Origin of the sequence: Pseudomonas zanjanensis (assembly GCF_014268745.2) — a bacterium.
GTDB lineage: Bacteria > Pseudomonadota > Gammaproteobacteria > Pseudomonadales > Pseudomonadaceae > Aquipseudomonas > Aquipseudomonas zanjanensis.
In genome coordinates this window covers 1,752,427-1,778,058 of record NZ_JABWRB020000001.1, presented here as the reverse complement: position 1 = coordinate 1,778,058, position 25,632 = coordinate 1,752,427, and the positions used below count along the sequence as shown (strand labels likewise).

21 protein-coding genes are annotated in these 25,632 nt (G+C 62.9%); 7 read left to right on the top strand and 14 right to left on the bottom strand.

Annotation, left to right across the window (positions count from 1 at the left end):
- Positions 1 to 36: 36 nt before the first annotated feature.
- From HU715_RS07440 to HU715_RS07420, 5 genes are all read right to left on the bottom strand, one after another.
- Positions 37 to 1,140, bottom strand: coding sequence for a WD40/YVTN/BNR-like repeat-containing protein (locus HU715_RS07440; protein WP_186707636.1), 1,104 nt, complete (start codon positions 1,138 to 1,140; stop codon positions 37 to 39).
- 69 nt (positions 1,141 to 1,209) lie between these two features.
- Entirely contained in the window at positions 1,210 to 2,571 is a 1,362-nt protein-coding gene (locus tag HU715_RS07435) for a DUF1329 domain-containing protein (protein WP_186707635.1), read from the bottom strand.
- Positions 2,572 to 2,586: 15 nt separating this feature from the next.
- Positions 2,587 to 4,236 carry a DUF1302 domain-containing protein gene (locus HU715_RS07430; protein ID WP_186707634.1) on the bottom strand — a complete coding sequence of 550 codons (1,650 nt, stop codon included), beginning with the start codon at positions 4,234 to 4,236 and terminating at the stop codon, positions 2,587 to 2,589.
- Positions 4,237 to 4,327: 91 nt separating this feature from the next.
- The gene (locus HU715_RS07425) at positions 4,328 to 5,095 is read right to left on the bottom strand and encodes a coniferyl-alcohol dehydrogenase (RefSeq protein ID WP_186707633.1); all 768 of its coding nucleotides are present in this window, start codon (positions 5,093 to 5,095) and stop codon (positions 4,328 to 4,330) included.
- A 68-nt stretch (positions 5,096 to 5,163) separates the two neighbouring features.
- Complete coding sequence (locus tag HU715_RS07420) at positions 5,164 to 6,636, bottom strand: benzaldehyde dehydrogenase (protein ID WP_186707632.1); 1,473 nt, start codon at positions 6,634 to 6,636, stop codon at positions 5,164 to 5,166.
- A gap of 285 nt (positions 6,637 to 6,921) precedes the next feature.
- Between HU715_RS07420 and HU715_RS07415 the strand changes: the two genes are divergently transcribed.
- Positions 6,922 to 8,694 carry a sigma-54-dependent Fis family transcriptional regulator gene (locus tag HU715_RS07415; protein ID WP_186707631.1) on the top strand — a complete coding sequence of 591 codons (1,773 nt, stop codon included), beginning with the start codon at positions 6,922 to 6,924 and terminating at the stop codon, positions 8,692 to 8,694.
- A 277-nt stretch (positions 8,695 to 8,971) separates the two neighbouring features.
- Here the strand turns inward: HU715_RS07415 and HU715_RS07410 are convergent, their stop codons facing one another.
- Together HU715_RS07410 and HU715_RS07405 are read right to left on the bottom strand one after the other, a co-directional pair.
- Positions 8,972 to 9,616: a hypothetical protein gene (locus tag HU715_RS07410; protein WP_186707630.1), complete on the bottom strand. Its 645-nt coding sequence runs from the start codon at positions 9,614 to 9,616 to the stop codon at positions 8,972 to 8,974.
- Positions 9,600 to 10,529, bottom strand: coding sequence for a helix-turn-helix domain-containing protein (locus tag HU715_RS07405; RefSeq protein ID WP_186707629.1), 930 nt, complete (start codon positions 10,527 to 10,529; stop codon positions 9,600 to 9,602). Before HU715_RS07405 ends, HU715_RS07410 begins: the two co-directional genes overlap by 17 nt.
- Positions 10,530 to 10,869: 340 nt before the next feature.
- On the opposite strand from HU715_RS07405, the gene HU715_RS07400 reads away from it, so the two are divergent.
- Together HU715_RS07400 and HU715_RS07395 are read left to right on the top strand one after the other, a co-directional pair.
- Positions 10,870 to 11,643, top strand: a complete 774-nt coding sequence (locus tag HU715_RS07400) for an L-iditol 2-dehydrogenase (RefSeq protein WP_186707628.1) — start codon at positions 10,870 to 10,872, stop codon at positions 11,641 to 11,643.
- A 193-nt stretch (positions 11,644 to 11,836) separates the two neighbouring features.
- Positions 11,837 to 12,691: a CAP domain-containing protein gene (locus HU715_RS07395; RefSeq protein ID WP_186707627.1), complete on the top strand. Its 855-nt coding sequence runs from the start codon at positions 11,837 to 11,839 to the stop codon at positions 12,689 to 12,691.
- A gap of 389 nt (positions 12,692 to 13,080) precedes the next feature.
- Here HU715_RS07395 and HU715_RS07390 read toward each other — a convergent pair whose 3' ends face one another.
- Positions 13,081 to 13,977, bottom strand: coding sequence for a LysR family transcriptional regulator (locus tag HU715_RS07390; RefSeq protein ID WP_186707626.1), 897 nt, complete (start codon positions 13,975 to 13,977; stop codon positions 13,081 to 13,083).
- 101 nt (positions 13,978 to 14,078) lie between these two features.
- Between HU715_RS07390 and HU715_RS07385 the strand changes: the two genes are divergently transcribed.
- Genes HU715_RS07385 through HU715_RS07375 form a run of 3 tightly spaced genes read left to right on the top strand, consistent with a single transcriptional unit; the run spans position 14,079 to position 17,111 of the window.
- The gene (locus tag HU715_RS07385) at positions 14,079 to 15,428 is read left to right on the top strand and encodes an acyclic terpene utilization AtuA family protein (protein WP_186707625.1); all 1,350 of its coding nucleotides are present in this window, start codon (positions 14,079 to 14,081) and stop codon (positions 15,426 to 15,428) included.
- Positions 15,428 to 15,751 (top strand): AtuA-related protein, encoded by a 324-nt coding sequence (locus HU715_RS07380; protein WP_003201468.1) that lies wholly within the window; start codon positions 15,428 to 15,430, stop codon positions 15,749 to 15,751. Before HU715_RS07385 ends, HU715_RS07380 begins: the two co-directional genes overlap by 1 nt.
- A gap of 52 nt (positions 15,752 to 15,803) precedes the next feature.
- Positions 15,804 to 17,111 carry a CitMHS family transporter gene (locus tag HU715_RS07375; RefSeq protein WP_186707624.1) on the top strand — a complete coding sequence of 436 codons (1,308 nt, stop codon included), beginning with the start codon at positions 15,804 to 15,806 and terminating at the stop codon, positions 17,109 to 17,111.
- 16 nt (positions 17,112 to 17,127) lie between these two features.
- Here HU715_RS07375 and HU715_RS07370 read toward each other — a convergent pair whose 3' ends face one another.
- Positions 17,128 to 18,024: an NAD(P)/FAD-dependent oxidoreductase gene (locus HU715_RS07370; protein ID WP_186707623.1), complete on the bottom strand. Its 897-nt coding sequence runs from the start codon at positions 18,022 to 18,024 to the stop codon at positions 17,128 to 17,130.
- A 145-nt stretch (positions 18,025 to 18,169) separates the two neighbouring features.
- Here HU715_RS07370 and HU715_RS07365 point away from each other — a divergent pair, with 145 nt between their 5' ends.
- Positions 18,170 to 18,637 carry an Rrf2 family transcriptional regulator gene (locus HU715_RS07365; RefSeq protein WP_186707622.1) on the top strand — a complete coding sequence of 156 codons (468 nt, stop codon included), beginning with the start codon at positions 18,170 to 18,172 and terminating at the stop codon, positions 18,635 to 18,637.
- Between the two features lie 255 nt (positions 18,638 to 18,892).
- On the opposite strand, the gene mqo is transcribed toward HU715_RS07365, so the two are convergent.
- The 5 genes from mqo to exaC all read right to left on the bottom strand — a co-directional run bounded on the left by mqo (position 18,893) and on the right by exaC (position 25,471).
- On the bottom strand, positions 18,893 to 20,536 hold the full coding sequence (gene mqo, locus HU715_RS07360; RefSeq protein WP_186707621.1) for a malate dehydrogenase (quinone): 1,644 nt from the start codon (positions 20,534 to 20,536) through the stop codon (positions 18,893 to 18,895).
- A gap of 414 nt (positions 20,537 to 20,950) precedes the next feature.
- Positions 20,951 to 22,321, bottom strand: coding sequence for a hybrid sensor histidine kinase/response regulator (locus HU715_RS07355; protein WP_186707620.1), 1,371 nt, complete (start codon positions 22,319 to 22,321; stop codon positions 20,951 to 20,953).
- The gene (gene ercA, locus HU715_RS07350; RefSeq protein WP_186707672.1) at positions 22,305 to 23,462 is read right to left on the bottom strand and encodes an alcohol dehydrogenase-like regulatory protein ErcA; all 1,158 of its coding nucleotides are present in this window, start codon (positions 23,460 to 23,462) and stop codon (positions 22,305 to 22,307) included. Before ercA ends, HU715_RS07355 begins: the two co-directional genes overlap by 17 nt.
- A 132-nt stretch (positions 23,463 to 23,594) precedes the next feature.
- Complete coding sequence (pqqA, locus tag HU715_RS07345) at positions 23,595 to 23,666, bottom strand: pyrroloquinoline quinone precursor peptide PqqA (protein ID WP_003243383.1); 72 nt, start codon at positions 23,664 to 23,666, stop codon at positions 23,595 to 23,597.
- A gap of 284 nt (positions 23,667 to 23,950) precedes the next feature.
- A complete protein-coding gene (gene exaC / locus HU715_RS07340) occupies positions 23,951 to 25,471 on the bottom strand; it encodes an acetaldehyde dehydrogenase ExaC (protein ID WP_186707619.1) in 1,521 nt (506 codons plus the stop codon).
- Between the last annotated feature and the right edge of the window lie 161 nt (positions 25,472 to 25,632).

Here is a 25,632-nt window from a genome sequence, read left to right as displayed (position 1 = left end):
ACGAGCCGTGGCCCGATAGCGCTACACCGTGAAGTTTCAAGGTTTACCCGAGGCGCGCGGATCCTGGTCAGCGGCCACGCCGCTCAAGCCGACGCAGGCCAGGCTGCCATCGACCGCCTGTTGCACGGCAGCGACGGTCCCGCCACTGCGACTCTGACGTTTGTCGAAGCTGCGTCCCTGGTCATGACTGAAGAGAAGCTCGCCACTCTGGCTGGCCAACAGCAGGCCGCCGTCGCGCAGTTCGAGGGCGCTTGCCAAGGTTGATTCGATGCCGGTTTCCAGACGTCGCCAACTGCCGCCACGGTCATCGGACCACCAGGCGTTGCCGCGCAAGCCATAGACAATCAGGGCCCCATCGCGGGTGCCGAGCAGGCCGAAAAAGCTGCCTTCATAAGGCGACTTCAAGGCCTGGAATGACTGCCCGGTATCGGTTGAACGCAACAACAGGCCGCGCTCCCCCACCAGCAGCAAATCCTTGCCCAAGGCGCGGATGCCATACAGGTTCAAGCCCTGGGGATTGTCCACATGCTGCATCCACGGCTGCCAGCTTCGCCCGCCATCGTCGGTGCGGTAGATCTGGTTGTAGGCGCCCACGACGTAGCCGTGCAGACGGTCGCTGAAATACAGGTCAAGAAACGGCTTGTCCGGCCCGTCATCGAGCATGTGCCGTGCCTGCGCCAAGTGGCTGGCACCGTCAGGTTGGTTGGCATCGCGCTCAGCGACTTGCACCGCCAGGGCGATGGCACGCTCGCCGTCGAGTTGTTTTTGCCAGGTTTCGCCGCCGTCCTGGGTGTGCAGCACCACGCCCAGATGACCGACCGCCCAGCCCTGCTCGGCATCGACGAATTGCACCGCCGTCAGGCTGACGCTGACCGGCACCTTGGCCTGGCGCCACGTCACGCCTGCGTCATCGGAAAGCAGCACGATCCCGCGCTCGCCCACCGCCACCAGGCGTTCGCCGGCCCGGCCCAGCCCGAGCAAGACCGCGCGCGGCGCCTTGGCCGTCGGCAGTGCCGGTTGCTGCAGCACCGCCAGGGTCGTGGCCTGTGCGACCCAGGGCACGCTCGCCAACAGGCATCCGAGCAAGGCGCAAGCCCCCCATAACGGACCGCGGCGCGCAAAGATTTTTTCAACGTTCATATCGTCATTCCGCCTGGTAAATCGTAAGCGACCGCGACGAACCCCCTCCTCGCCACGGCCGCCACCGGTTCAACGCATGTTTTCGTTGGCCATGGCATCCGGGGTGAAATAGGACGCCGAAGGCTTCGCGACTTTCTGGTACTGAACCGTCAGGTCGTTGCTCGATGAGTTGAGGAAGTAGGCCCCCGTGTCGAGGTTGTAGCTGCCCCACATGACCTGTGCGGTCAGGGCCGGCAGGTCCGGTGCCAGCAGCGTCAGCGAATACATCTGCCTGCCGAGTTTGCCCTGGGCGTCATATCCGTCGGCCATCAGGATCTGCCAGGAATCCTCATCGACGTAGTAAGTGCGACGTGGCACGACATGGCGCTTGCCGGATTTGAGCGTGGCCTCGACCACCCAGACCCGATGTTTCTCCCAACGCACCAGATCGGGGTTGAGGAAGTTCGCCTTGACCAGGTCGTCGCTCTTGGCCAGCGCGGCGCGGTTATTGTTGTAGGCGACGATCAGCTCTTTCTTGCCCACCAGCTTGAGGTCATAACGATCGGTCGGCCCGAACAGCATGAATGCTTCGTCGAACAAGCCGACGCCGGAGGTCACGAAGTCCGGCGTGTCATAGGCAATGTTCGGCGCCCGACGAACCCGGCGCTGACCGACCAGGTACTGCCAGGCCGCCCGATTGGCCGGGTCCAGGTCCCAATGGGTCATCAGGCCTTCGCCGGCCTTGGATGACGGCAACTCGGTGAACAGCTTGCCCAGCAGGTACTTGCCCGAATAGTTTTCCAGGCTGCCGCCTTCGACGTAGTAGGGAAACTGGTAGGTGTATTGGGCCCGGGTCGCCTGGACTTTCTTGCCACCGGCAGTCATCAGCCAGGTATCGAATGGCGAGCTGATGGTGTCACCGCCCTGCCAGGACAACCGATAATTCCACAGCACCTGCGCACCGTTTTCCGGGATCGGGAACGGGATGCCGCCGTACGCACTGGAGACCTTCTCGCTGTCCACGTCCAGCGTGGCGCGGGTGGCGTTCTTGCTGGTGTTGTCATAGACCCATTGCGGCGCGGCGGCCGAGCGATGGGTCGGGTACACGTCCAGGCGGTAGTCCGGGTACTTTTTCAGCAGCAACTTGGTGCCTTCGGCCAATTCGCCGGCGTACTGCTCCATGTTCGCGGCCTTGATCGAATACAGCGGTTTCTCGCTGGCGAACGGATCGGCGCGCTTGTCGCCCGGTTTATAGCCGGGCGTGACCTGGGTGTACCCGCCCTGCCATGCCGGGATGCTGCCATCGGCGTTGCCGGCACGCTCGCCGCCCAGGGGGGTCAGATCGGTTTTCAAACGGGCGGCCTGTTCAGGCGATACCGCCGCCTGCGCCAGCCCCATGCCGGCGAGGGCCAGGGTCAGGACGCAGGTGTTCAGGAAAGCTGTGTTCTGCATGGCGAATCCACCTTATTAGAATGAGGTTTTCACGTAGAGCGAGACGAAGTCGCGGTCGGCCAACGACTGTCCGTAACTGAAATTGCCGTCCTCGCGCAGCCCGGCTTTCGGGGCGCCGAAGAAGTTCACGTAATTGAGGCCGACGTCCCAGCGTTGGAGGTAGGTGGCTTTGAGCCCGACACTCCAGTCACCGGAATGGGTGTTGCCGAAGCCGGATTTGTTGACGGCCGATGAGCGCCCATCGAGCACGATCCCCATGCCGATCGGCACCGTCAGGTCGATCCCATCGATAATCTGGAAGTACGCGGGCTCCAGCAGCACGCGCAGCGCCGTGGCATCGCGGGTGGTGTTGGAATCCAGGGCGGCCGCGTTCTTGGTCACGCTCAAGGTGCGGTTCCAAGCCAGTTCGGCCAGGGCCGAACCGCCGTCCCAGAACGCGGTGGGCGATAACAGGTAAATCGCCGACAGGTTGGCGTGGGCGGTCTTGCCCCTGGCAAACAACTCATTGTCGCCACCATCGGCCTCCACGCCGGGGGCCACCACTTGCAGGTTGCTCACCAGCGGCGCGTTCCAGCGCAACGACGTTTCACCGGCAAAGTTGAACGGGCCATAGGCGGTGGAGAAGCTGACGCCGGCCGTCTTGATGTCTTCGGCGTAGACCTGACGATAGGAACCCAGGATCGGCAAGCCAGTGGCCGCTGCCGCCGGACCGTCCAGGTAGGCATACAACCCGATCGGCGCTTTATCGTGATACTGGGCCGCGTAGAAACCCAGCTCCAGCTCAGTGCCGCTCGGCTTGAAGCGAATCTGCATGCCGCCCTGCCCTGAATTGCGCGGTTTCAGGTCGCCGCCATTCACCGTGTCATTGCCAAAGACTTCGCGCAGCGGACCGCTGCCGTAGCCGATGGCATCGACGTCGCTCAGGTAGCTGCCGGCGCCGGGCAGGTTGGAACGCTCCCACTCAAACTGATAGTAAGCGCCCACGGACAATTGCGGGTTGATCTGCAACTGCCCGGAGATCTGATTGACCGGGCGCAGGATCTCCTTGAACTGCGTACCCGGCACGCTGAGCAACTTGACGACGTCGGTCGGCCCCTGGGCATTGGCGATGCCGTTGCCACCGTAGAACAGGCTTTCGCCGTAGATCAGGCTATGGCGGCCCAGGCGCGCCACGCCCTGGGAGTCTTCACCCAGATCACCGCGCACGAACACGAAGGCATCGAGAATTTCCGCGTCGCGACCGTGGAGCTCGCGGGTTTCGCTGAGGAAATGCGGTTGCTCGCTGCTGTCGGTGTCCTGGTTGTAGATATCGTCGTACCAGGCCGCGCCGCTCACTCGCAGGCCATAGTTTTGCCGGCTGAGGTCCATTTCGGAGAACAGGTCCAGGCGGTTGGAGACCAGGCCGCGACTGAAGTTCTTGTCACCCTGGCTCTGGATCGAGGGGTACAGGCCGTTGGCGGTCGGCGCGTTGACCAAGCGGCTGTCCTGCCCTTGCAGGCGCCAGGCCTGGCTGTACTTGATGGTGTTGTCCCAGCGCAGTTTCCAGTCGGAGTCACCCAGGTCCATTTGCATGGCTTCGACCCGATCGACCATCACACCGGTGCTGCATAACGCCAGGAACAGCGCGCAATGCTTGAAACGAAAGCTCTCTTTGACGTTATCCATGGACGCTTCTCATTATTGTTATTTTTGGGCATGGCTTTGGCAGCCAACACGCTCAGGTCGCGGCTTGCGCCGCTTTCCACAGGTGCGCATTTCAGATGTAGGTAGAGGCCAATCCCCCATCGACCGGCAGGTTCACGCCGTTGATCCAGCGCGACTCGTCGGCACACAGGAACGCGATCACCGCCGCCACCTCATCGGCGTAGGCGGGACGTTTCATGCGGTGGGCATCGGCCTGGGTCCGCGCCTCGCCGAGCATGCTCACGAAGTCGTCGAGGATGGGCGTGAACACCGGGCCTGGGGCGACACTGTTCATGCGCACCGAATGCTCGAGGAACCAGGGCTGGGCCTGCAGGTAGTTCCAGACGATCAAGGCTTCCTTGAAGTACTGGTAGCAGGTCTGGTCCGGCACCGGGTGGTCGGCCAGCCAGGCTTGCGCGGCGGCGAAATCCTCGATGCGCGCCAGCGCCTTGTGCTGTTCCAGGCGCAGCGGCCATTCGGCGCCAAGGATCGAGGCGATATTGACGATGCTGCCGCCCGCATTGATGCGCGGCAGCAGCGCACGGCTCAGGTGGCGCAGCCCGAGGTAGTTGACCCGCGCCAGCAGCCGCGGATTGGCGGTGCCCGGCACACCGGCAATGTTGCACAGGCTGTCGAGTCGGGCGGGCAGCTGTGGCAGCAAACGGTCGATGTTCTCGGCGCTGCTCAAGTCGCCCTGTACAAAACCGTCCAGGGTCATGTGCGGCGCCTTGAGATCCACGCCGATCACCTGGGCACCGTGGGCACGCAGCAAGCTCGCCGTGGCAGCACCGATACCCGACGAGACACCCGTCACCAGCACAATCTTGTTGTCGAGTTTCATGTTGAGTCCTCTTCTTATTGTTGTGTACTCGCCGGGCCCAGCTCATCGGGCCCGGTAAAAACGGCCGGTCAGAACGGGTAGACCGGCGCCGTGTCCTTGATCGTGACCCACTGCCATTGGGTGTATTCGTCCCAGTCCGCCGGGCCGCCGACACTGCCGCCATTGCCCGAGGCGCCGCGTCCGCCGAACGGGTTGACGCACTCATCGGCGACGGTCTGGTCATTGATGTGCAACATGCCGCACTGCAACCGCTCACCGATGGCCATGGCCCGGCCCACCGACGGTGAAATGATCGCTGCGGCCAAGCCGTACTCGGTGCGATTGGCCAACTCGATGGCTTCGTCGTCGGTGGCGAAGCTGACCACCGTGGCCACGGGCCCGAAGATCTCTTCGTCGAAAGCACGCATGCCCGGCTTCACGCCGCTGAGCACAGTGGCCTCGTAGAACAGCCGATCGTGGTCGCCGCCCGCTTCCAGCCGAGCCCCGGCAAGCACGGTGTCGCTGACGATGTCGTGGACCCGTTGCAACTGCCGCTGATTGATCAGCGGCCCCATCGCGGCTTCTTCCCGGGCAGCGTTGCCAGTCGTCATGGCCTGGGCCTTTTCCACCAGTTTGCGGGTCAGCTCGGCGGCGATGGATTCATGGGCGAGGATCAAGCCGGTGGCCATGCAAATCTGCCCTTGGTGCAGCCAGGCGCCCCAGGCTGCGTTCCGAGCCGCGAGGTCGAGGTCGGCGTCTTCGAGAATGATCAGCGGGTTCTTGCCACCCAACTCCAGGGCGACCTTCTTCAGGTTGCGCCCGGCCACTTCAGCGACCTTGCGCCCGGCGCCGGTGGAACCGGTGAAGGCGATCATGCGCACGTTAGGGTCGCGGCACAGCGCCTCACCGGCATCCGCCGCGCCGGGCAACACTTGCAGCAAGCCCTTGGGCAGGCCTGCTGCCTCGAACAAGCAGGCGATGAGGAAACCGCCACTCACCGGTGTCTGCGGATCCGGCTTGAGCACCACCGCGTTGCCCGCCGCCAGGGCCGGCGCGACAGAGCGCATGGACAGCACCAAGGGAAAGTTGAACGGCGAAATCACCCCGACCACGCCGTGGGGCTGGCGCCGCGCATAGGACAGGCGCCCCGCCTCGCTGGGCAAGACCACCCCATGGGCCTGGGACAACAGGCCGGCGGCCTGGTGCAACAGCACGATGGCTTCGCGTACCTCGTGCTGTCCCTTGAACAGTGCAGCGCCGGTCTCCCGGGCCACGTACAACGCCAGTTCGTCGAAGGACTGCTCGGCTACATCGGCGGCCTTGCGGAAGATCGCCGCCCGTTGCCGCGGGCCCAGGGCCGCCCATGCCGGCTGAGCGAGGGCTGCGTCGCGACTGGCCTTGGCGATGTCGGCGGTGTCGGCCGTGGCACAGCGCATCAGCCGCTCACCGGTGGCCGGTTCGATGATCGTTTGCAGCGGGCCCGAGGCAGGCACCCAGTCACCGTTGAAGACACATTCCGACTCGATCACCTGAGACAACAGGTGGCTCTTGGATGCAGACATTTAACACTCCCGGCTCTTTGTTGTTGTCATCGTTTGCCGCACCTGGACGGTGTCGACGCAAACGCCGTGCAAGTGCTTGAGCAAGCGCTGTGCCGGTTTTGCCCGCAGGCCTTGATAAACCTGGCGCAGGGCTCTGGCTCAGGGTTCTTCGCCGGACACGACGGGGCGGGAGCCGTCGCTGTCCTGGCCGTTGGCCAGCTGCCGCTTGTTCATTTGATAAAGTTATGCTTAATAACTATCTCGCCAGGTGATCATTTCGATCACTGCGTCATCAGGGGCATAACAATGAATAATCCCCACTGCCAGTTGCCGGACCGGATCGCCACCGAGCATTTCCATCCACGGGGCGACAGCAAAGAGCTGAGCGACAGCAGTTCGCCCACCACGGCAGAGCTCACCGCGTGCCTGTTTTTCTCCCCCGACGATGGCCGTATCTGGCTCAACGACCAGCGCATGTTGCTGCTGCACAGTTCCTCCTTCGGTGCGTTGCGCCGGGAAATCATCGAGCGCCAGGGGCTGGAGCAGGCCCGCGGCATGCTCACCCGCACCGGCTATTCCTCCGGCGCCCGCGACGCCCGGCTGATTCGTGAACGCTGGCCCCACGCCGATGCCGCGGCGGTGTTCCGCGCCGGCACGCACCTGCATACCCTCGAAGGCATGACCAAGGTCGAGCCGCTGCATTTCAAGTTCGACGCCGACTCGGGGTTCTATGAAGGGGAATTTCTCTGGCATCACTCCTGCGAGGCCGACGAACATGTCGCCGCCTATGGCACCGGGCAGGATCCGGTGTGCTGGACCGAACTGGGCTACGCCATCGGCTTCGTCAGCGGGCTGTTCGGGCAACTGGTGGTCTTTCGCGAAGTGGAATGCCGGGGCATGGGTCATGAACGCTGCCGAGTCGTCGGCAAGACTGCCGAGCAATGGGGTGACATCGAGCAGGACCTGAACTACCTCAATGCATCACCGACGACGGTCGTTCCGCGCGCCGATACTCAGTCCGACAACGTCGCCGGAACCGCCCCGCTGCCGGACAGCGAACAGCCGCTGATCGGTGCCAGCGCCGCCTTCAACGCCGCGACCCAGGCCTTGCAACGGGTGGCCTTGACCCCCGCCACCGTGCTGGTCAGCGGCGAGTCCGGCGTCGGCAAGGAGATGTTCGCCCGCCAGTTGCACCAACTGAGTCGCCGCCGTGACGGTCCGTTCATCGCCCTCAACTGCGCGGCCATCCCCGACAACCTGATCGAGGCCGAACTGTTCGGCGTCGAGCGCGGTGCCTACACCGGCGCCACCCATTCACGCCCCGGACGTTTCGAACGCGCCCATGGCGGTACGTTGTTCCTGGACGAGATCACCTGCCTGAGCCTGGCCGGGCAAAGCAAGCTGCTGCGCGCCTTGCAGGAACGGGAAATCGAACGGGTTGGCGGCGGCCATGGCATCAAAGTCGATGTGCGGGTCGTGGCGGCCACCAACATCGACCTGCGCAAGGCCGTGGCCGACGGCGCGTTCCGTGAAGACCTGTTCTACCGGCTCAACGTCTACCCCATCGCCCTGCCGCCCCTGCGCGAGCGTCGCGACGACATACCGTTGTTGATCAACGCCTTTCTCAAGCGCTTCTGCCAGGAATACGGCCGCACGCCGATGGGGCTGACCATGCGCGCCTTGAAGGTGCTGTTGCGCTATGACTTTCCGGGCAACGTGCGGGAATTGCAGAACCTCATCGAACGCGGCCTGATCGCCAGCGAAGAGGGTCAGGCGATCGATCTGGTCCACCTGTTTCGCAATGAGCAATTGCCGGTGGATGCGTACTCCGTGGACCACCTCGGCGGCCTCTCGACCATGGGCCTGGTCGGCAACGACGTGGCAGAAAAACCGGCGCTGCTCCGGTCACTCAGCCAACTGGACGCGGACTTCTCCATTGACGGGCTGGAATCGCGGCTGATCAACGAAGCCCTGCAACTGAGCAGCGGAAACCTGGCGGCGGCCGCACGCTCGCTGGGGCTGAGCCGGGCGCAGTTCGCCTATCGGTTGAAAAAGCACCAAAGGACGCTCCCAAACTAAACACCGAACCGACTGTGGGAGCGGGCTTGCTCGCGAAAGCGGTGGGCCAGCTTGCATGTATGTCGAATGTGCTGACGCCTTCGGGAGCAGGCTCGCTCCCACATGGGTTTTCTGAATGGCCGCACGATCTGTACCCGCCCCAAATCTCCTGTGGGAGCGAGCTTGCTCGCGATGGCGGTGGGTCAGTTGGCGTCGATGCGGGCAGACTGACGCCATCGCGAGCAGGCTCGCTCCCACAGGGGTTCCCGGGTGGTTTTAAGGTCTGTGTTCAGGCCGATCAATCCGTCGTACTTGCAGCCAGCACGGCGAGCGTGCGGCGCTTGGGGTTCCAGATGCTCAGGCACCAGACGCCCCACCACTCCAGGCCATCGTCGAAATAGTCGCTCCAGGGCTCCCGTGCCGGATCGGCTTCGTCGCTGGCGGTCCAGTTGACGTTGAAGTTGTCGACCCAGCTCAACACCACGACATCCTCCCCTTCTTCGAGCCCGAGCAGGTCGAGCCATTCCTTGAACAGCGCTTGCGGCGTGTCGTCGCTGAAACGGGTGCCATAGGGCGGTTCGCAGAAGTCCGCGTACAAGGCGTAGGGCTGCTGATTGTGTTCGCCCACGTCGGTGCGCATGAGTCGGGTCACCTCCTCGTGGTTCAGCGGCTTGGCGAGAGCCTTGTCCAGATCCCAATTCATGATGGGCGACGCAACCTCGGCATAGCGCGGATCGAGGGTCAGTTGGCGGTGACGTTCCAGCCATTGGGCCTTGATCTGCTGGAACAACAGATCCACGGCCTGGCGATGGAGCGCCTCGTCAGCCGCCTCATGCGCCTCATGCGCCTCAGGCGCGAGCACCAGGAATTCGAAGGCGCAACCAGCCCTCTCCATCCGTTGGCGCAACAATGCACTGGTTGGCTGTTCAACGACATTCAACATGACAGGCTCCGTCAGACAGGGGAAAAGCGCCCCGCCGATACTCGCTGGGGGTCTGGTTCATTTCGATGCGGAAATGCCGGTTGAAGTTGGAGAGATTGTTATAGCCCACTTCAAAACAGATGTCGGTCACCGGCATTTCGCTTTGCAACAGCAAGCGGCAGGCGCGCTGGACCCGCAACTTGCGCATCAGGTCGATGAAACCGTGCCCGGTGATGCGCTTGAAGAATCGCGAGAAGCCTGGCTCGCTCATGTCCAATTGACGGGCGATCACCGACAGTCTCAGGTCGCCGGTGAGTTCGGCTTGCAGGTACTCGAAGGCTTTGTGGATACGCTCGGAACTGCGAGCGTCGAGGGTCGGCGCGTAGCATGGGCTCGCCAGGCTCAGGACCTCGTCACCGGGAGCCTGGTTGAGGGTGTGGAGCAACTCCAGGAACAGCGTCAATCGCGCCAGCCCCTGGGCCGGGCCGATGGTTTCCAGCAGGTGCGCAGCCCTCAGTGCGGTGTCTCCTGCGAAGGCCAGGCCACGGCGGGCTCGTTCGAACAGCCCCTGCAGATCCCCCAGTTCAGGCAGGGTGCGACGCAAGGTCAGCAGCGTGGCGCCGTCGAATTGCAACACCACGTCACGTCCGGTCAAGTATTCCCCCGACGCCAGATCGCCCATCCAGTCGTGGGGTAAATCCGGGCCGATCATCGCCACATGACCGGGGCCAAACGGGCCGATGTAGTCGCCCGCCAACAGTTTGCCGCTGCCCTGGCGGATCAGGTGGATCTCGAATTCAGGATGATGGTTCCAGCGCGCCAGCGGGTACGGGTAATCGTGCTCGTACCAGCGAAAACTGTGTTCGGGTTCGGGCAGGATGACTTCCAGTTCGGCCGGTCGCTGCTGGAACAGGGGCGTTCGGTGATCAGGCATGTCGCGCCTCTTTTAGCGTTATAGCGGGCACCTTACGCTGAGTGCGCAGCGCTTAGCCAGCCTCGGCCTGACCGACCTCTGGTACTTTTTTAACCCGCGCCTGTCACGTTCAGCGACGTTAAAAAAATATCAGCCCACGATTCTCCCCGCGTTTGTCCTCCTCCACGGGCGCTGCTGTAATCGGCTTATCCATGACCGGCCTTTTGTGGCGAGGGAGCTTGCTCCCGCTGGGTCGCGCAGCGCCCCCATCGGCGAGCGCTACGCACTCGAGCGGGAGCAAGCTCCCTCGCCACAGCGTGTGTGTGTGACGCCCTACTACCTCGACTGACAGGAAAATCCCATGAAACGACTCGAAGGAAAAAGTGCCCTGGTGACCGGCGCCGCCCGTGGCATCGGCAAGGCATTCGCCCAGGCCTATATCAACGAAGGCGCCACCGTGGCGATCGCTGATATCGACCTTGACCGAGCCCAGGCCACCGCCATCGAACTGGGCGGCTGCGCCTACGCCGTCAAAATGGACGTGACCGACCAGGTGTCGATCGACCAGGCCATCGAGGCCGTGGTGGCCCGGGCGGGCAAGCTGGATATCCTGATCAACAACGCCGCGCTGTTCGACCTGGCGCCCATCGTCGACATCACCCGACAAAGCTACGAACGGCTGTTTTCCATCAACGTCGCCGGCACGCTGTTCACGCTGCAGGCGGCGGCGCGGCAGATGATTCGCCAGGGCCATGGCGGCCGGATCATCAACATGGCCAGCCAGGCCGGCCGGCGTGGCGAGCCCCTGGTGGCGATCTATTGCGCCACCAAGGCCGCGGTGATCAGCCTGACCCAGTCCGCCGGGCTGGGCCTGATCAAGCATCGGATCAACGTCAACGCCATCGCCCCCGGCGTGGTGGATGGCGAGCATTGGGATGGCGTGGACGCGCTGTTCGCCCGTCACGAAAACCTGCCGCTGGGGGAAAAGAAGCGCCAGGTTGCGGAGCAAGTACCCTATGGCCGGATGGGCACCGCGGAGGACCTCACCGGAATGGCGATTTTCCTGGCCTCGGCGGAGAGCGAATACGTGGTGGCACAGACGTATAACGTCGATGGGGGTAACTGGATGAGCTGATAATCGAGGTTTTTATGGCCTTGAAACGACGGAAATGGACTTATTCGCTTGAAAACTGATCCCACTACTTGAGGATTGTCCCGAACGGTGCCCAACGGTACCGTTCCAAGGATTTCAAGAGAGCGTGAATACCGTTGCCCCGGCGGGGCAAAAATTGCGCATCATAGGCGCCGTCCGCTCAAGGGAGATTTACATGCGTGCCATTTCATCCGTCATGGGTCTTGTCGTGCTGTCGCTGGGCCTGGCGTTCACCACCAGCGCCCCGGCCACCGAAGAGACGCAACTGGTCGAGTCCATCAACCTTTACCGCAGCCAATCCCAAAGCTGTGCCGGCCAGGCCTCGTTGGAGCTGCCGCCGCTGGCGATGGACTCCCGGCTGATCCTGTCGGCCAATGGCATCGGCGACCTGCAACAGGCGCTGGCGCGGGCGGCCTATCCCATGGTCAACGTGCAAGCCATCAGCCTGTCCGGGCCGCGCGATGCGCAATCGGCCATGAAAGCCGTGCAGGAAAGCTTCTGCCAGGTGGTGCTCGACCCACAGTTCGTCGACATCGGCGTCAGCCGCCTGGATCGCGAATGGCGCATCGTGCTGGCGCGCCCGTTGCTGTCGGCGCGCCTGGGTGATTGGCAAGCGGAGGGCCAGAAACTGCTGAAGCTGATCAACAGCGCCCGCGCCCAGCCGCGTCGCTGCGGCACCGAAGCCTTCGCCGCCACCACGCCGCTGGCCTGGAACGCCACCCTGGCCCTGGCCGCCGTCACGCACACCCGGGCCATGGCCAACAACAATTTCTTCGATCACAAGGACCGCGACAACCGCACGCCCGGCGACCGCGCCGAACTGGCCGGCTACCTGGGCCAATTGATCGGCGAGAACATTGCCGCCGGACAAGACACCGCGCTCAAGGTGGTGGATGGCTGGCTGGCCAGCCCAGGGCACTGCGCCAACCTGATGAACCCGCAGTTCCGCGAATTGGGCGCCGGGTATGCGACCGATCCGAAAAGCGATGCGGGGATCTATTGGACGGCGATGTTTGGCACGCCGCAGTAGCGGTGCCATCGCGAGCAAGCTCGCTCCCACAGGGGGATTTTTGGCGGCCATGCGATCAAGTCCCAGCGCCAGCCAGTGTGGGAGCGAGCCTGCTCGCGAAGGCGGTGGCATATTCAACATCGATGCAAGCTGAACCACCGTTTTCGCGAGCAGGCTCGCTCCCACAGGGGATTTATGGCGGTCATGCGCTCAAGTTCCACCACCCGCCAATGTGGGAGCGGGCTTGCTCGCGAAGGCGGTGGCATATTCAACATCGATGCAAGCTGAACCACCCTTTTCGCGAGCAGGCTCACTCCCTCAGGGGATTTGGTGGTGTTCATGAATAGCGTTTTCAACGCCCTCTCCCTGTGGGAGCGAGCTTGCTCGCGATAGCCAGTGCCTGATCAATCTCAGCACCCATGGCTGACCTCATCCTGCCGCAGCACCTGCCGCACATGCTCCATGAACTGGCTCAACGAAGGTGATGGGGCCACCGGCTTGCGCTGCAACAGGCCAATCGAGCGTTTCGCCGGCTGGTCGATGGCGGTGACCGTGCACTGCTCGCCAATGTTGAACACGGCCGTGCAACTGGCCGGCAGCAGGGAGAACCCCAATCCTTCGCGCACCAACGCCGTGGCGGTGCTCAAGTGCGCGACCTCCCAGGCTGGAAAAGCATCGACGTTCAGATAGCGCAATGCAGCGTCAGCCAGGGGACGGATGCTGGTGTCGGGCGTAAGCGCGATGTAGGGCTGCCGCTTCCAGTCGTCCAGGCCTTCGCGCAGGTGATCCTTGTGGCTCAATAGCACAAGGTTGTCATCCAGCAGTCGCTCGAAACTCAATCCGGAAAGATCGTCAGGCAGCGAACTGATGCCGGCGTCCACCTCGCCTCGCTGCACCCAGCCCATGACTTCCCCCGCGCGGCCATCCAGCAAGCTCACCGTCACGCCCGGGTTCTCACGCTGGAAAGCAGCAATGGCGATCGGCAGGAACGACGCGGCGGCGGTAGGCAGGGCCGCCAGCCGGAGCGTGCCCCGGCTCAGGTTGAGGGTGTCACGAGCATCGCGCACGGCATCGTCCATGTCCCGGAGCATGCGCCGGGCCTGGGGCAAGAAGTGCTCACCGGCGGGCGTCAGTTCGACGCTGCGGGTGTTACGCGCGAGCAGTTGCAAGCCCATGCTCTCTTCCAATTTGCGAATGCTGTAGCTCAACGCCGGTTGGGACAGGTGCAGTTGTTCTGCCGTGCGGGTAAAGCTCGACGTCTCGGCGATCAGGATGAAGGCACGAAGCTGACGAAAAGAAACGTTCATGGCTCGCTCATAAAATTACTGGATCAATTGATTCTATCTTTAAAATTCACAGAATAATCCAGCCCCTTCACTATGGAGTCACCCTTCAGTGGAACTCGGACATGACAAAAACAATTCTCGTCGGGTGTGGCGCCGGTTTCGCCAATGATCGACCCGACGCCGCCCTGCGCCTGGCCCAGGACCTGGCGCAACGCAGCGGCCAGCGCTACATCATGCTGGAGCTACTGGCTGAGCGGACCCTGGCCGAGGCGCAGCTACGCAAACGACTTGATCCAGAGACAGGCTACTCCGCCCGCCTGTTCGACTTCCTCGAACCCATGCTCGACCTGTGCATCAAGGCCGGCATCCCGATCATCACCAACGGCGGCGCCGCTAATCCCCGGGCGGCGGCGCAACGGCTGCGCCATGGGTTGGCGGGTCGTTTCCCTGAGCTGAAAATCGCCTGTGTACTGGGCGATGACCTGTTGGAGGAAACGCCTCCCCGCTACGAACGATGGTTGTCATCGGCCCCCTTGGAGCACCCCGTTTCGGTGAACGTCTACACCGGGGCCGACGGTATTGCCCAGGCGTTGGCCGAGGGCGCCGGCATCGTGCTGTGTGGCCGGGTCGCGGATCCGTCGCTGGCGGTGGGGGCGATCCGCCATGGGCTGGGTTGGGCGGCTGACGATTGGCAGAAAATGGCCGTCGCGACCACGGCCGGGCATCTGCTGGAATGTTGCACCCAGGTTACTGGCGGCTACTTTGCCCATCCTGGGATAAAGGACATTCCGGACCCGGCCAATCTCGGTTGTCCGATAGCCGAGGTTCACCAGGACGGCCGCCTGATCATCGGCAAGACTCGCAACAGCGGTGGCCGGGTCAGCGAACAGACCGTCAAGGAACAACTCCTCTACGAAGTACATGACCCTCGACGCTATCTGACGCCAGATGTGGTGCTGGACCTGGGCCAAGCTCGCGTAGAAGATTTGGGTGGGGACCGTGTCGAGATCAGTGGCCTGCTTGGCCATCCACGTCCCTACACGCTCAAGGGCCTGGCGGGGGTGCGCGGCCTGTGGTTCGGCGAGGCGGAAATCTCCTACGCAGGCCCCGGTGCCGTGGCGCGTGCCGCGCTGGCGCGGGAGATCCTGCTGCAACGTTTTGACCAATTGGCACCGGGAATACAGCCCTGGATCGACCTGTCCGGGGTAGCCAGCCTTTTCAACGACCAGGGCGGTCGTTATCTGCAAAAGCAACTGGCCCAGGCGCCTTCCCTGGAGGATGTGCGCGTGCGCATCGGCTTGACCCACACCGACCGATTGTTGGTGGAAGCGCTGCTGGCGGAGGTTGAGTCGCTCTATACCAACGGGCCCGCGGGCGGCGGTGGCGTGCGCCGGCACCTCGCCGAGACCGTCACCACTCGCAGCTTCCTGCTGCCGCGAAATGAAATCCACACAACCCTGGAGTGGTATTGATGAACCTGGTCACCCTCGCTGACTATGCCCATGCCCGTGCTGGCGACAAAGGCAACATTCTCAGCATCGCCCTGTTTCCCCACGATCCTGCCCACTACCCCTGGCTGCTACGGGAACTGACCTGCGCCCGGGTGGCCGAGCAATTCGCGACGCGCCAGCCCTCCAAGGTGCATCGCTATGAGCTGCCGAACCTGAACGCATTGAATTTCGTACTTGAGGACGCCCTGGAGGGTGGGGTGAACCGCAGTTGCGGTCTTGACCGTCACGGCAAAAGCCTGAGTTACCTGCTGCTGGCCTTGCGTTTGCCAGGCCCGCAAGGCTGACCGAGCCACCGCCCGCGCACCATCCGACAACAATAAAAAGAGAGGCTGCAACATGATTACAACCCTGGGTTTCCTGATGATGTTCGCCATCATCGGCTTGATATTGCTGCGCAGGATCAGTCCGGTCGTGGCGTTCACCACCCTTCCCGTGGTCGTTTGCCTACTGGCCGGTTTCAATCTCGGACAGATCGGCGAGTTCATCAAGGCCGGCCTGATTACAGTGGCCCCGACCGCCGCACTGTTTCTGTTTGCCATCCTGTTTTTCGGCATCATGCGTGACCGCGGACTGTTCGATCCGTTGGTCAATCTGCTGATCCGCAGCACGGGCGGCAAGCCGTTGGCCGTGGCGTTGGTAACGGTATTGGTGACGTCGGTGGTTCACCTCGACGGCGTCGGCGCCGCCACGTTCTTGCTGACCATCCCGGCCCTGCTGCCCTTGTACAAACGCCTGAACATGAGCCCAGCGATGCTGTTGTGCCTGGTCGGCACTACCGCCGGTGTCATCAATATGGTCCCTTGGGGCGGCACGACCGCACGGGCCGCCGCGGTGTCGGGGCTGGATGCCACGCAGTTGTGGCTAGGATTGCTGCCGGTGCAGATGGTGGGCCTGGCGTGCATGCTGCTGGTCGCGACCGTATTGGGCCTGCGCGCCCAACGTCGCCAACCGATGTCCCTCGGGGCGGCGGCGACGTGCGACCTCGACGGCCTGCAACCCCAGGACCGGGAATTCAGCCTCTCGCCCCGAGAGCTGCGCTACTGGCTGAACGTGGCGCTGACCGCTGGGATCCTGGTGTGCCTGTTCACCGGTATTTTCCCCCTGTACGCCTGTTTCATGGTGGGACTGGGCATCGCCCTGCCCTTGAACTTCCCGTCCCTGGACGCCCAGGCCGAACGCCTCAAGGCCCATGCGGCCGACGCGCTGCAAATGGTCCTGGTGATGATGGCCGCTGCCGTCCTGTTGGGCGTGCTCTCCGGCGCGAAGATGTCCGACGGGATGGCCTTGGCACTGATCGATATCCTGCCGGCGGGATCCGCCCAATACCTGCACGTGATCGTCGGTTTCTTCGGCGTGCCCCTGGGCATGATCTTTTCACCGGACGCCTATTATTTCGCCCTGCTTCCGGTGATCAAGGACGTGGCCGCCGCGGCGGGTGTTCCTCTCGAAGCCGTGGCCCGGGCCATGCTGATCGGGGAGAACACTGGCTTTTCCATCAGCCCGGTGGTGCCCAGCGTCTATCTAGCACTGGCGTTGTCCGGGGTGGAGCTGCGCAAGCACATCACCTATACGTTCTTCTGGGCCTGGGGCGTCAGCCTGGTGATGCTTGCCTTTGCCGTGGCAACCGGCGCGGTACAGGTATAACGCTCAAGGGCCGGCTTCAATGCGCATCGAAGATCAGCGAACGATGCACCCCGGAGCCCGCCCTCACCCCATCGCCGACCGCCAACGCGACTGAGCCGAACGGCATCGCCGCATCGCCACAGACAAAAACACCCGGGACGCTGGTTGCACGCGTCATCGGGTCGGCCTGGATGAACGCCCCGAGCGGGCCGTCTTCAAAAGCACAGCCCAAGGACGCCGCGAGTGAACCGGCCACCTGGATGCGTGGCAAGACAAACAAGCCGTCAATGGCGATCACCCGTCCGTCCGCCAGCACCACGTCGGCCCGGTCGCCTTCAATACGTTCGACACGCTCCGGCACCAGGGTTACGCCGCGTCGGGCCAGGCTGTCCTGTTGCTCAAGGTCGGGCTCGAACACGCCATTGGTGAAGAATGTCGTCGGCCCCCAATCAGGCAGCATCAAGGCATGGTGGAGCGACATCGGCGAGGTCGCCAACACCCCGATGGGACCTTGTTCCAGTTCATAGCCGTGGCAATACGGACAATGGAAGACGCTTTTGCCCCAGCGCTGCGCCAGCCCTTCCACGTCGGGCAACTCATCGATGACCCCGGAGGCCAACAACAGCCGCTGGGTGCTGTAGCGTTGCCCGTCATGGCTCTCCACGAGGAAGCCGCCCGCCTCCTGGCTGGCCTTGCTCGCGGTAGCCGATACCCATTCCACCGTCGGGTAGGCCAACAGCTGGCGGCGGGCATCATCGGCAATGTCTCCGGGGGCGCGGCCATCCTGTCCGAGAAAACCATGGGCGCTGGCCGCGAACCGGTTGCGCCGCTGGCCGGCATCGATGACCAGCACTTTGCGGCGGGCACGGGCCAATTGAAGGGCTGCGGACATCCCGGCGTAGCTGCCGCCTGCGATGATGACGTCGTAGTGCATGATCAATCTCCTGGGTGGTCCGGCGGAATTGATGAAATCTCGACACATCGTAAGTTCCTTGAAAAGCGCCTGTCAACGATCTCGTAACTTTTGCAATTACAGGCGATACTCGGGCCGGTCTTCGCCACGGAACGCTGCAACGCTCATGAGAACCGACACCCGCCTGTCCCGCATGCTCCACGTTTTGATCCACATGGATCGCCACCAACAATCGGCCACGTCCGACACCCTCGCGCAAATGCTGGGCACCAACCCGGTGGTGGTGCGCCGGACCATGGCGCTGCTCAAGGAACAGGGGTATGTCACGTCGGAAAAAGGCCATCGTGGCGGCTGGACCTTGAGCAAGCCGCTGTCGGAGATGACCTTGCTGGACATCCACCAAGCCTTGGGCAGCACGTCGATCTTCGCCATTGGCCTGTCCACCGATCATCCGCAATGCCTGGTGGAACAGGCAGTGAATGGCGCGCTGACGGATGCGTTCGATGAGGCCCAGGCGTTGCTGCTCAAGCGTTTGGGAGCAATTACCCTGGCGCAGTTGGCGGAGGATTTTGACGCGCGGTTTCGACAGGTGTGCGCAGAGGATGGGGCAGACCTTTCGCAGATCGGGCATTGATGTTGGCGGGCCCACCGCTATCGCGAGCAGGCTCGCTCCCACAAGGGATTCGCGGCGAATAGAAGGCTTGTGGTCAAGTCTGCCCCCTGTGGGAGCGAGCCTGCTCGCGATAACGGCGGCACATCCAACATCACCTGTTCAGATGAATCGCCATCGCGAGCAAGCCCGCTCCCACATTAGGGGTTAACCGAGCGCCCAATAAAAACGCCGCTCATTTGAGCGGCGTTTTTTGTACGACTTCAGACAGCGTCCGGCTTACAGCGCCATGTCAGCCGCTGGATTGGCCTCCGGAGCAGCGCCCGGCTTGGCCGGTGCCACGGGGGCGCCAGGCTTGCCGATCAGCGGCGGTGTGTCCAGTTGCAGGACTTCGCTGGTGTACGCCCATTCCTGGGCTACGCGCTCAGGGCTATCGTTGAGCTTGGTGCCGTAGCTCGGCACGATCTGGCGCAGTTTTTCCTGCCAGGCCGGGCTGGCGACCTTGTCCTTGAAGACCTTCTCAAGCACGGTCAGCATGATCGGTGCGGCAGTCGAGGCGCCTGGCGAGGCGCCCAGCAGGCCGGCGATGCTGCCGTCCTGGGACGCGACCACTTCGGTGCCGAGTTTCAGCACGCCGCCCTTCTCTTCGTCACGCTTGATGATCTGCACGCGCTGGCCGGCCTGCCACAGGCGCCAGTCTTCCTGCTTGGCGTCCGGGAAGTACTCTTTCAGCGCGTTGAAGCGGTCTTCGTCCGACAGCATCAGTTGGCCGGCCAGGTACTCGACCAGTGGGTACTGTTCGATACCGACCTTGGTCATCGGCCACACGTTGTGGGTGGTGGTGCTGGTCAGCAGGTCGAAGTACGAACCGTTCTTCAGGAACTTGGTGGAGAACGTTGCGAACGGGCCAAACAGGATCACGCGCTTGCCATCGAGCACACGGGTGTCCAAGTGCGGAACCGACATCGGCGGTGCGCCCACCGAAGCCTTGCCATACGCCTTCGCCAGGTGCAGTTGGGCGACGGTCGGGTTTTCGGTGACCAGGAACGAACCACCTACCGGGAAACCGGCGTATTCACGCGCTTCCGGGATGTCGGACTTCTGCAGCAGGTGCAACGCACCGCCGCCAGCGCCGATGAACACGAACTTGGCGTCGGTCTCGGTTTCGGTACCGTCTTTCAGGTTCGTGTACGAAACGCGCCAGGTGCCGTCTTCGTTGCGGGTGATTTCTTCCACTTCGCTGGACAGCTTGAGGGAGAAGTTCGGCTTGGTTTGCAGGTAAGTCGCGAACTGGCGGGTGATTTCGCCGAAATTCACGTCAGTACCCAACGGGCTCCAGGTGGCCGCGACTTTCTGGCTCGGGTCACGCCCTTGCATCATCAGCGGAACCCACTTGCTGATCTGTGCAGGGTCTTCGGAATACTGCATGCCGGCGAACAACGGGCTGGCCTGGAGCGCTTCGTAGCGCTTCTTCAGGAACGCGATGTTGTCATCACCCCAGACGAAGCTCATGTGCGGCGTGGAGTTAATGAACGAGCGCGGGTTCTTCAGCACACCGTTCTTGACCTGCCAGGACCAGAACTGACGGGAGATCTGGAACGCTTCGTTGATCTCGATGGCCTTGACGATCTCGACCTTGCCATTCTTGTCTTCCGGCGTGTAGTTCAGCTCGGCCAGTGCAGAGTGACCAGTACCGGCATTGTTCCAACCGTTGGAACTCTCTTCGGCAACACCGTCCAGGCGCTCGACCATTTCCATGGTCCAGCCCGGCTCCAGCTCATTGAGCCAGACGCCGAGAGTCGAGCTCATGATGCCCCCACCAATGAGCAAGACATCCACTTTTTTTGGCTCGGCGGCGTGCGTGGTCGCAAGACCCATCGCCATCGCCAGGCCCAGTAGCGCCGTGTGTGTTTTCTTCAACATGTGTGTATCCCTAGGATGAACGCCATTCCGTCCACCGGTCCTGATCAAGGATAGATCACATCCACGGCCAGCAATGCTGGGGGATGGATCGAGACGGACTGGAGGATGGACCTACAGGGCCGAGCATATTCGTCGGCCTCTCGTTTATGTCTCTCCGGCGCTGACTTCTTGTAGGTCTTGGCTTCAGCTGGGTGAGGGACGCTGCAAACGGTGCTCATCGGGCCTGGCGTGGCCGTGCCCGATTGTCGCAGCGGGGGGAGTTTACATAAGGAAATAAACAGACCGAAGCGCATTTTTACATTCTTGGCAAAAACGCCGACCAAATGACGGCATTTTAATGGCCCTGGTAACCATTCGCGTAGGAACTGTGCGTGACCCGTGTAGGAGCTCCTACGCAACTCCTACAGCGCCAACCTATCCGAGGATCTGACTCAACACCGCCCGCAACTTGCCAGGCTTGACCGGTTTGTTGAGCAACGGAGCATCCAGCTTGCGCAGGGCGCGGCGGCACTGGTCGCTGCGGTCGGCGGTGATGATGACCGCCGGGATTGCCTGGTGGAAATGCTCGCGCAGGTGCTTGACCACTTCACAGCCGACGACACCATGATCCAGGTGAAAATCCGCCAGGATCAACTCCGGCGCGCGGTTTCGCAGCACGTCAATGGCGCCCGCCTCGTCGGTGGCGGTCAACACCTCGCAACCCCATTGCCCCAACAGCGCGGCCATGCTTTGCAAGATGCTCAGTTCATTGTCGATCACCAACAAACGCCGCCCCGGCAGTGGGTTGCCGACGACCGCCTGGGCCGGGGCCTGGGACACGGGTTGCGGTTTTTCACTGGACAGCGGCACCTCGATGCTGAACACCGAGCCCCGCCCCGGCCGCGAACGCACCTGTACCCGGTAACCGAGGATATGGGCGATGCGTTCGACGATCGCCAACCCCAGGCCCACGCCTTTGCGATCCGCCGCCCGGCCGACGTCCAGTTGGTTGAACTCAAGGAAAATCGACTCCAGGCAATCGGCCGCGATGCCCCGTCCCGTGTCCCAGACTTCCAGGCTCAGGCGCCCTCCCCGACGTCTGGCCGCCAGGAGAATGCCGCCTTGATTGGTGTAGCGGCAGGCATTGCTCAGCAGGTTGCGCAGGATACGGCTGATCAATCGCAGGTCGGTCAGCACCGCTTCGTCGCCAAACCGCACCCGCAGCTCCAACCCGGCGGCACCGGCCACCGATTGAAACTCCGACACCAGCGGCCCCAGCAGCTCATCCAGCCGATACGGCGCCAGGTCGGGCTTGACGGCGGCCTGGTCGAGCCGGGAAATGTCCAGCAGGTCAGTGAGCAGGTCTTCGGCCCCTTCGAGCGCTTGATGAGTGCGTTCCACCAGCACGTGCTCGGCGGCAGGCAACTGGCGTTCACGCAAGGTGGCGATCAGCAGGCGGGCCGCGTTGAGGGGCTGCAACAGATCATGGCTGGCGGCGGCCAGGTACTTGTCCTTGCTGCGGTTGGCGGCCTGGGCGACATCCCGGGCATCGCGCAATTGCTGCTCTATTTGCTCGCGCTGGGCAATCTGCTGCTGCAGGTTGTGGTTGGCTTCCAGCAACGCATCGGTGCGCTCGGCCACCCGTTGCTCGAGTTGGTCATTGAGTTGTTGCAGGTGTTTGCGGGCCTGTTCCAGCTCATCGAGACGGGCCGTCAGTTCCGGGTAGTGACTCTTGCGCGTCGAGTGATTGCCCAGCCCCAGCAGCCCGGCCAGGGCTTTTTGCTGCTCGTCAGAGGGCTTCGCCATAGACGACCTCGACATCCCGCTGGCTCGACTCCCGAGGGTTGGTGAGGATGCACGGGTCGTGCATCGCATGTTGCGACAGGAACGGAATGTCCGACGTGCTGACACCGTGCAAGCCCAGGGTCTCGTGGAAACCGATGGTGCGCTTGAGGGCAATCAGGTGCTCCACCAGCCGGCCGCGGATCTGCCGGTGATTGAGCCCCCGGCAATCGATGCCCAGGGTCTCGGCAATCACCTTGAAACGCTCCGGTGCCGAGTTGTAGTTGAACGCCACCACATGCTCCACCAATACCGCGTTGCACAAGCCATGGGGCAAGTCGAGGAAACCGCCCAGGCTGTGGGACATCGCATGCACCGCCCCGAGGATCGCGTTGGAGAACGCCAACCCGGCCTGCATGCTGCCCAACATGATTTTTTCCCGCAGGGCGACGTCCGCCGGGTTGGCGATCATCTGCACTAGGTGGTTGTTGATCAGGCGCATGGCTTCCAGCGCATGGGGGTCGGTCAACGGACCGTGGCCGGTGGACACGAAGGCCTCGATGGCATGCACCAGGGCGTCGATGCCGGTACAGGCGGACAGGAACGGGTCCATGCTCAGGGTGGTTTCCGGGTCGATCAACGACACGTCCGGCACCGCCGCCTTGCTGACGATGGAAAACTTCATGCGTTCTTGCTGGTTGGAGATGATCACGAACTGCGACACGTCCGCCGACGTCCCCGCCGTGGTGGGAATCAAGATCAGTGGCGGGCTGGGCACGTGCAGGGTATCGACGCCTTCGAACTCGAGGATGTTGCGGCCGTGGGCGACGACAATGCCGATGCCTTTGCCGCAATCCATCGGGCTGCCACCGCCCACCGCGACGATGACATCGCAATGGTTTTCCCGGTACAGGTCAGCGCCGAGCATCACTTCCTCGACCCGGGGATTGGGCGAGACCGCGCTGTAGATGCAGTAATCGATACCTTGGGCCTGGAGGCTGGCTTCGACGTCCGCCACCCAACCGGCGGCGATGACCCCGGGATCGGTGACGATCAGCACTTTGCGCGCGCCGAAAGTCTTGGCGTAGTTGCCGACATTGTGCCGACAACCGGCACCGAACATGATTTCAGGGGACACGAACTTGCGCAGCGGGCTGAGGCTCATCTTTTCAGTGACGTGGCTCATCGGTAAGCCTGTTGTTATTGTCTGGAATACCTTGAGCCTAAAGCATCCCACCGTGATTGCAATCAGACCAATGGGGTAGCCCGGCCTGAACGCCTCAGGCCAGGCCGGCACTCATCGGTTGGCGAAGTACATCGTCACTTCAAAGCCGATACGCAGGTCGGTGTACGCGGGTTTAGTCCACATGGGTCTTTCCTCTTCTTGTACCGGGCGATTCCGGCAAGGTCATTAATGCACGCCACGCCTGGGGCTCGAATGCTACTTTCGAAGCGGTGGGTGGGGTGCGTTGGTACTACTGGAGCAGCGAGCACTTGTGGCGAGGGAGCTTGCTCCCGCTGGGCTGCGCAGCAGCCCCAAAAATAGCAGCCACACAATCAATATGTGCATCAAGGAAAGGGCCGCTTCGCGGCCCAGCGGGAGCAAGCTCCCTCGCCACAGGGTCCCTGCAACTGCCTTGTTATCCCCCAGGGTTAGAAGAAGCCCAGCGGATTGATGTCATAGCTCACCAGCAGGTTCTTGGTCTGCTGGTAGTGGTCGAGCATCATCTTATGGGTTTCACGACCCACGCCGGACTTCTTGTAGCCACCGAACGCGGCATGGGCCGGGTACAGATGGTAGCAGTTGGTCCACACGCGACCGGCCTTGATCGCCCGGCCCATGCGGTAGGCGCGGTTGATGTCGCGGGTCCACAGGCCGGCACCGAGGCCGAACTCGGTGTCGTTGGCGATGGCCAGGGCTTCGGCTTCGTCCTTGAAGGTGGTCACGCCCACCACCGGGCCGAAGATTTCCTCCTGGAATACGCGCATTTTGTTGTGGCCCTTGAGCAGCGTCGGCTGGATGTAATAGCCGCTCGACAAATCACCCTCGAGTCGCTCGGCAGCGCCGCCGGTGAGCAGCTCGGCGCCTTCTTGCTGAGCAATCTCAAGGTACGACAGGATCTTGTCGAATTGCTGCTCGGACGCCTGGGCGCCGACCATGGTTTCGGTGTCCAGCGGGTTGCCGCGCTTGATCTTGGCGATCTTTTTCATCACCTCGGCCATGAACGGCACGTAGATCGACTCTTGCACCAAGGCGCGAGATGGGCAGGTGCAGACTTCGCCCTGGTTGAAAAACGCCAGCACCAGGCCTTCAGCCGCCTTTTCGATAAAGGCCGGCTCGGCTTGCATGATGTCTTCGAAGAAGATGTTTGGCGACTTGCCGCCCAGTTCCACGGTGGACGGGATGATGTTCTCGGCGGCGCACTTCATGATGTGCGAGCCCACCGGAGTGGAGCCGGTGAAGGCGATCTTGGCGATGCGCTTGCTGGTGGCCAGGGCTTCACCGGCTTCGCGGCCGAAACCATGGACGATGTTCAACACCCCGGGCGGCAGCAGGTCGGCGATCAGTTCCGCGAAGACCATGATCGACAGCGGCGTCTGTTCGGCTGGCTTGAGCACGATGCAGTTACCGGCGGCCAGGGCCGGAGCGAGTTTCCAGGCGGCCATCAGCAGCGGGAAGTTCCACGGGATGATCTGCCCGACCACGCCCAGCGGCTCGTGGAAATGATAGGCGGTGGTCAGTTCGTTGATCTCGGCCGCCCCACCCTCCTGGGCGCGGATGCAGCCAGCGAAGTAACGGAAATGGTCGGCTGCCAGCGGCACGTCGGCATTGAGGGTCTCGCGCACGGCCTTGCCGTTGTCCCAGGTCTCGCTGACGGCGAGGACTTCCAGGTTCTGCTCGATGCGGTCAGCGATTTTCAGCAACACCCGCGAGCGGTCCTGCACCGAGGTCTTGCCCCAGGCGTCGGCGGCGGCATGGGCGGCATCCAGTGCCTTGTCGATGTCGGCGGCGTTGGAGCGTGGGAATTGGGCAATGACTTCGCCGTTGACCGGGGACGTGTTGGTGAAGTACTCACCGTTGACCGGCGCGACGAATTCGCCGCCGATGAAATTGCCATAGCGCGGTTTGAAGGAAACGACGGCGCCTGGGGTTCCGGGTTGTGCGTAGATCATGATGGGGCCTCTGCCTGGTCGATGCCTGTCACGGGACAGGCGATAGGCCGATGGTAGAGAGCCCCGTGCCGTGGACGAATGCGTCATTGGCAGGGGGCTCTCTCGTTATTTGGTCGTAGGTTTCAAGCGATTGGCGCAAGTTCAAGGCCAGCGCAGGCCCT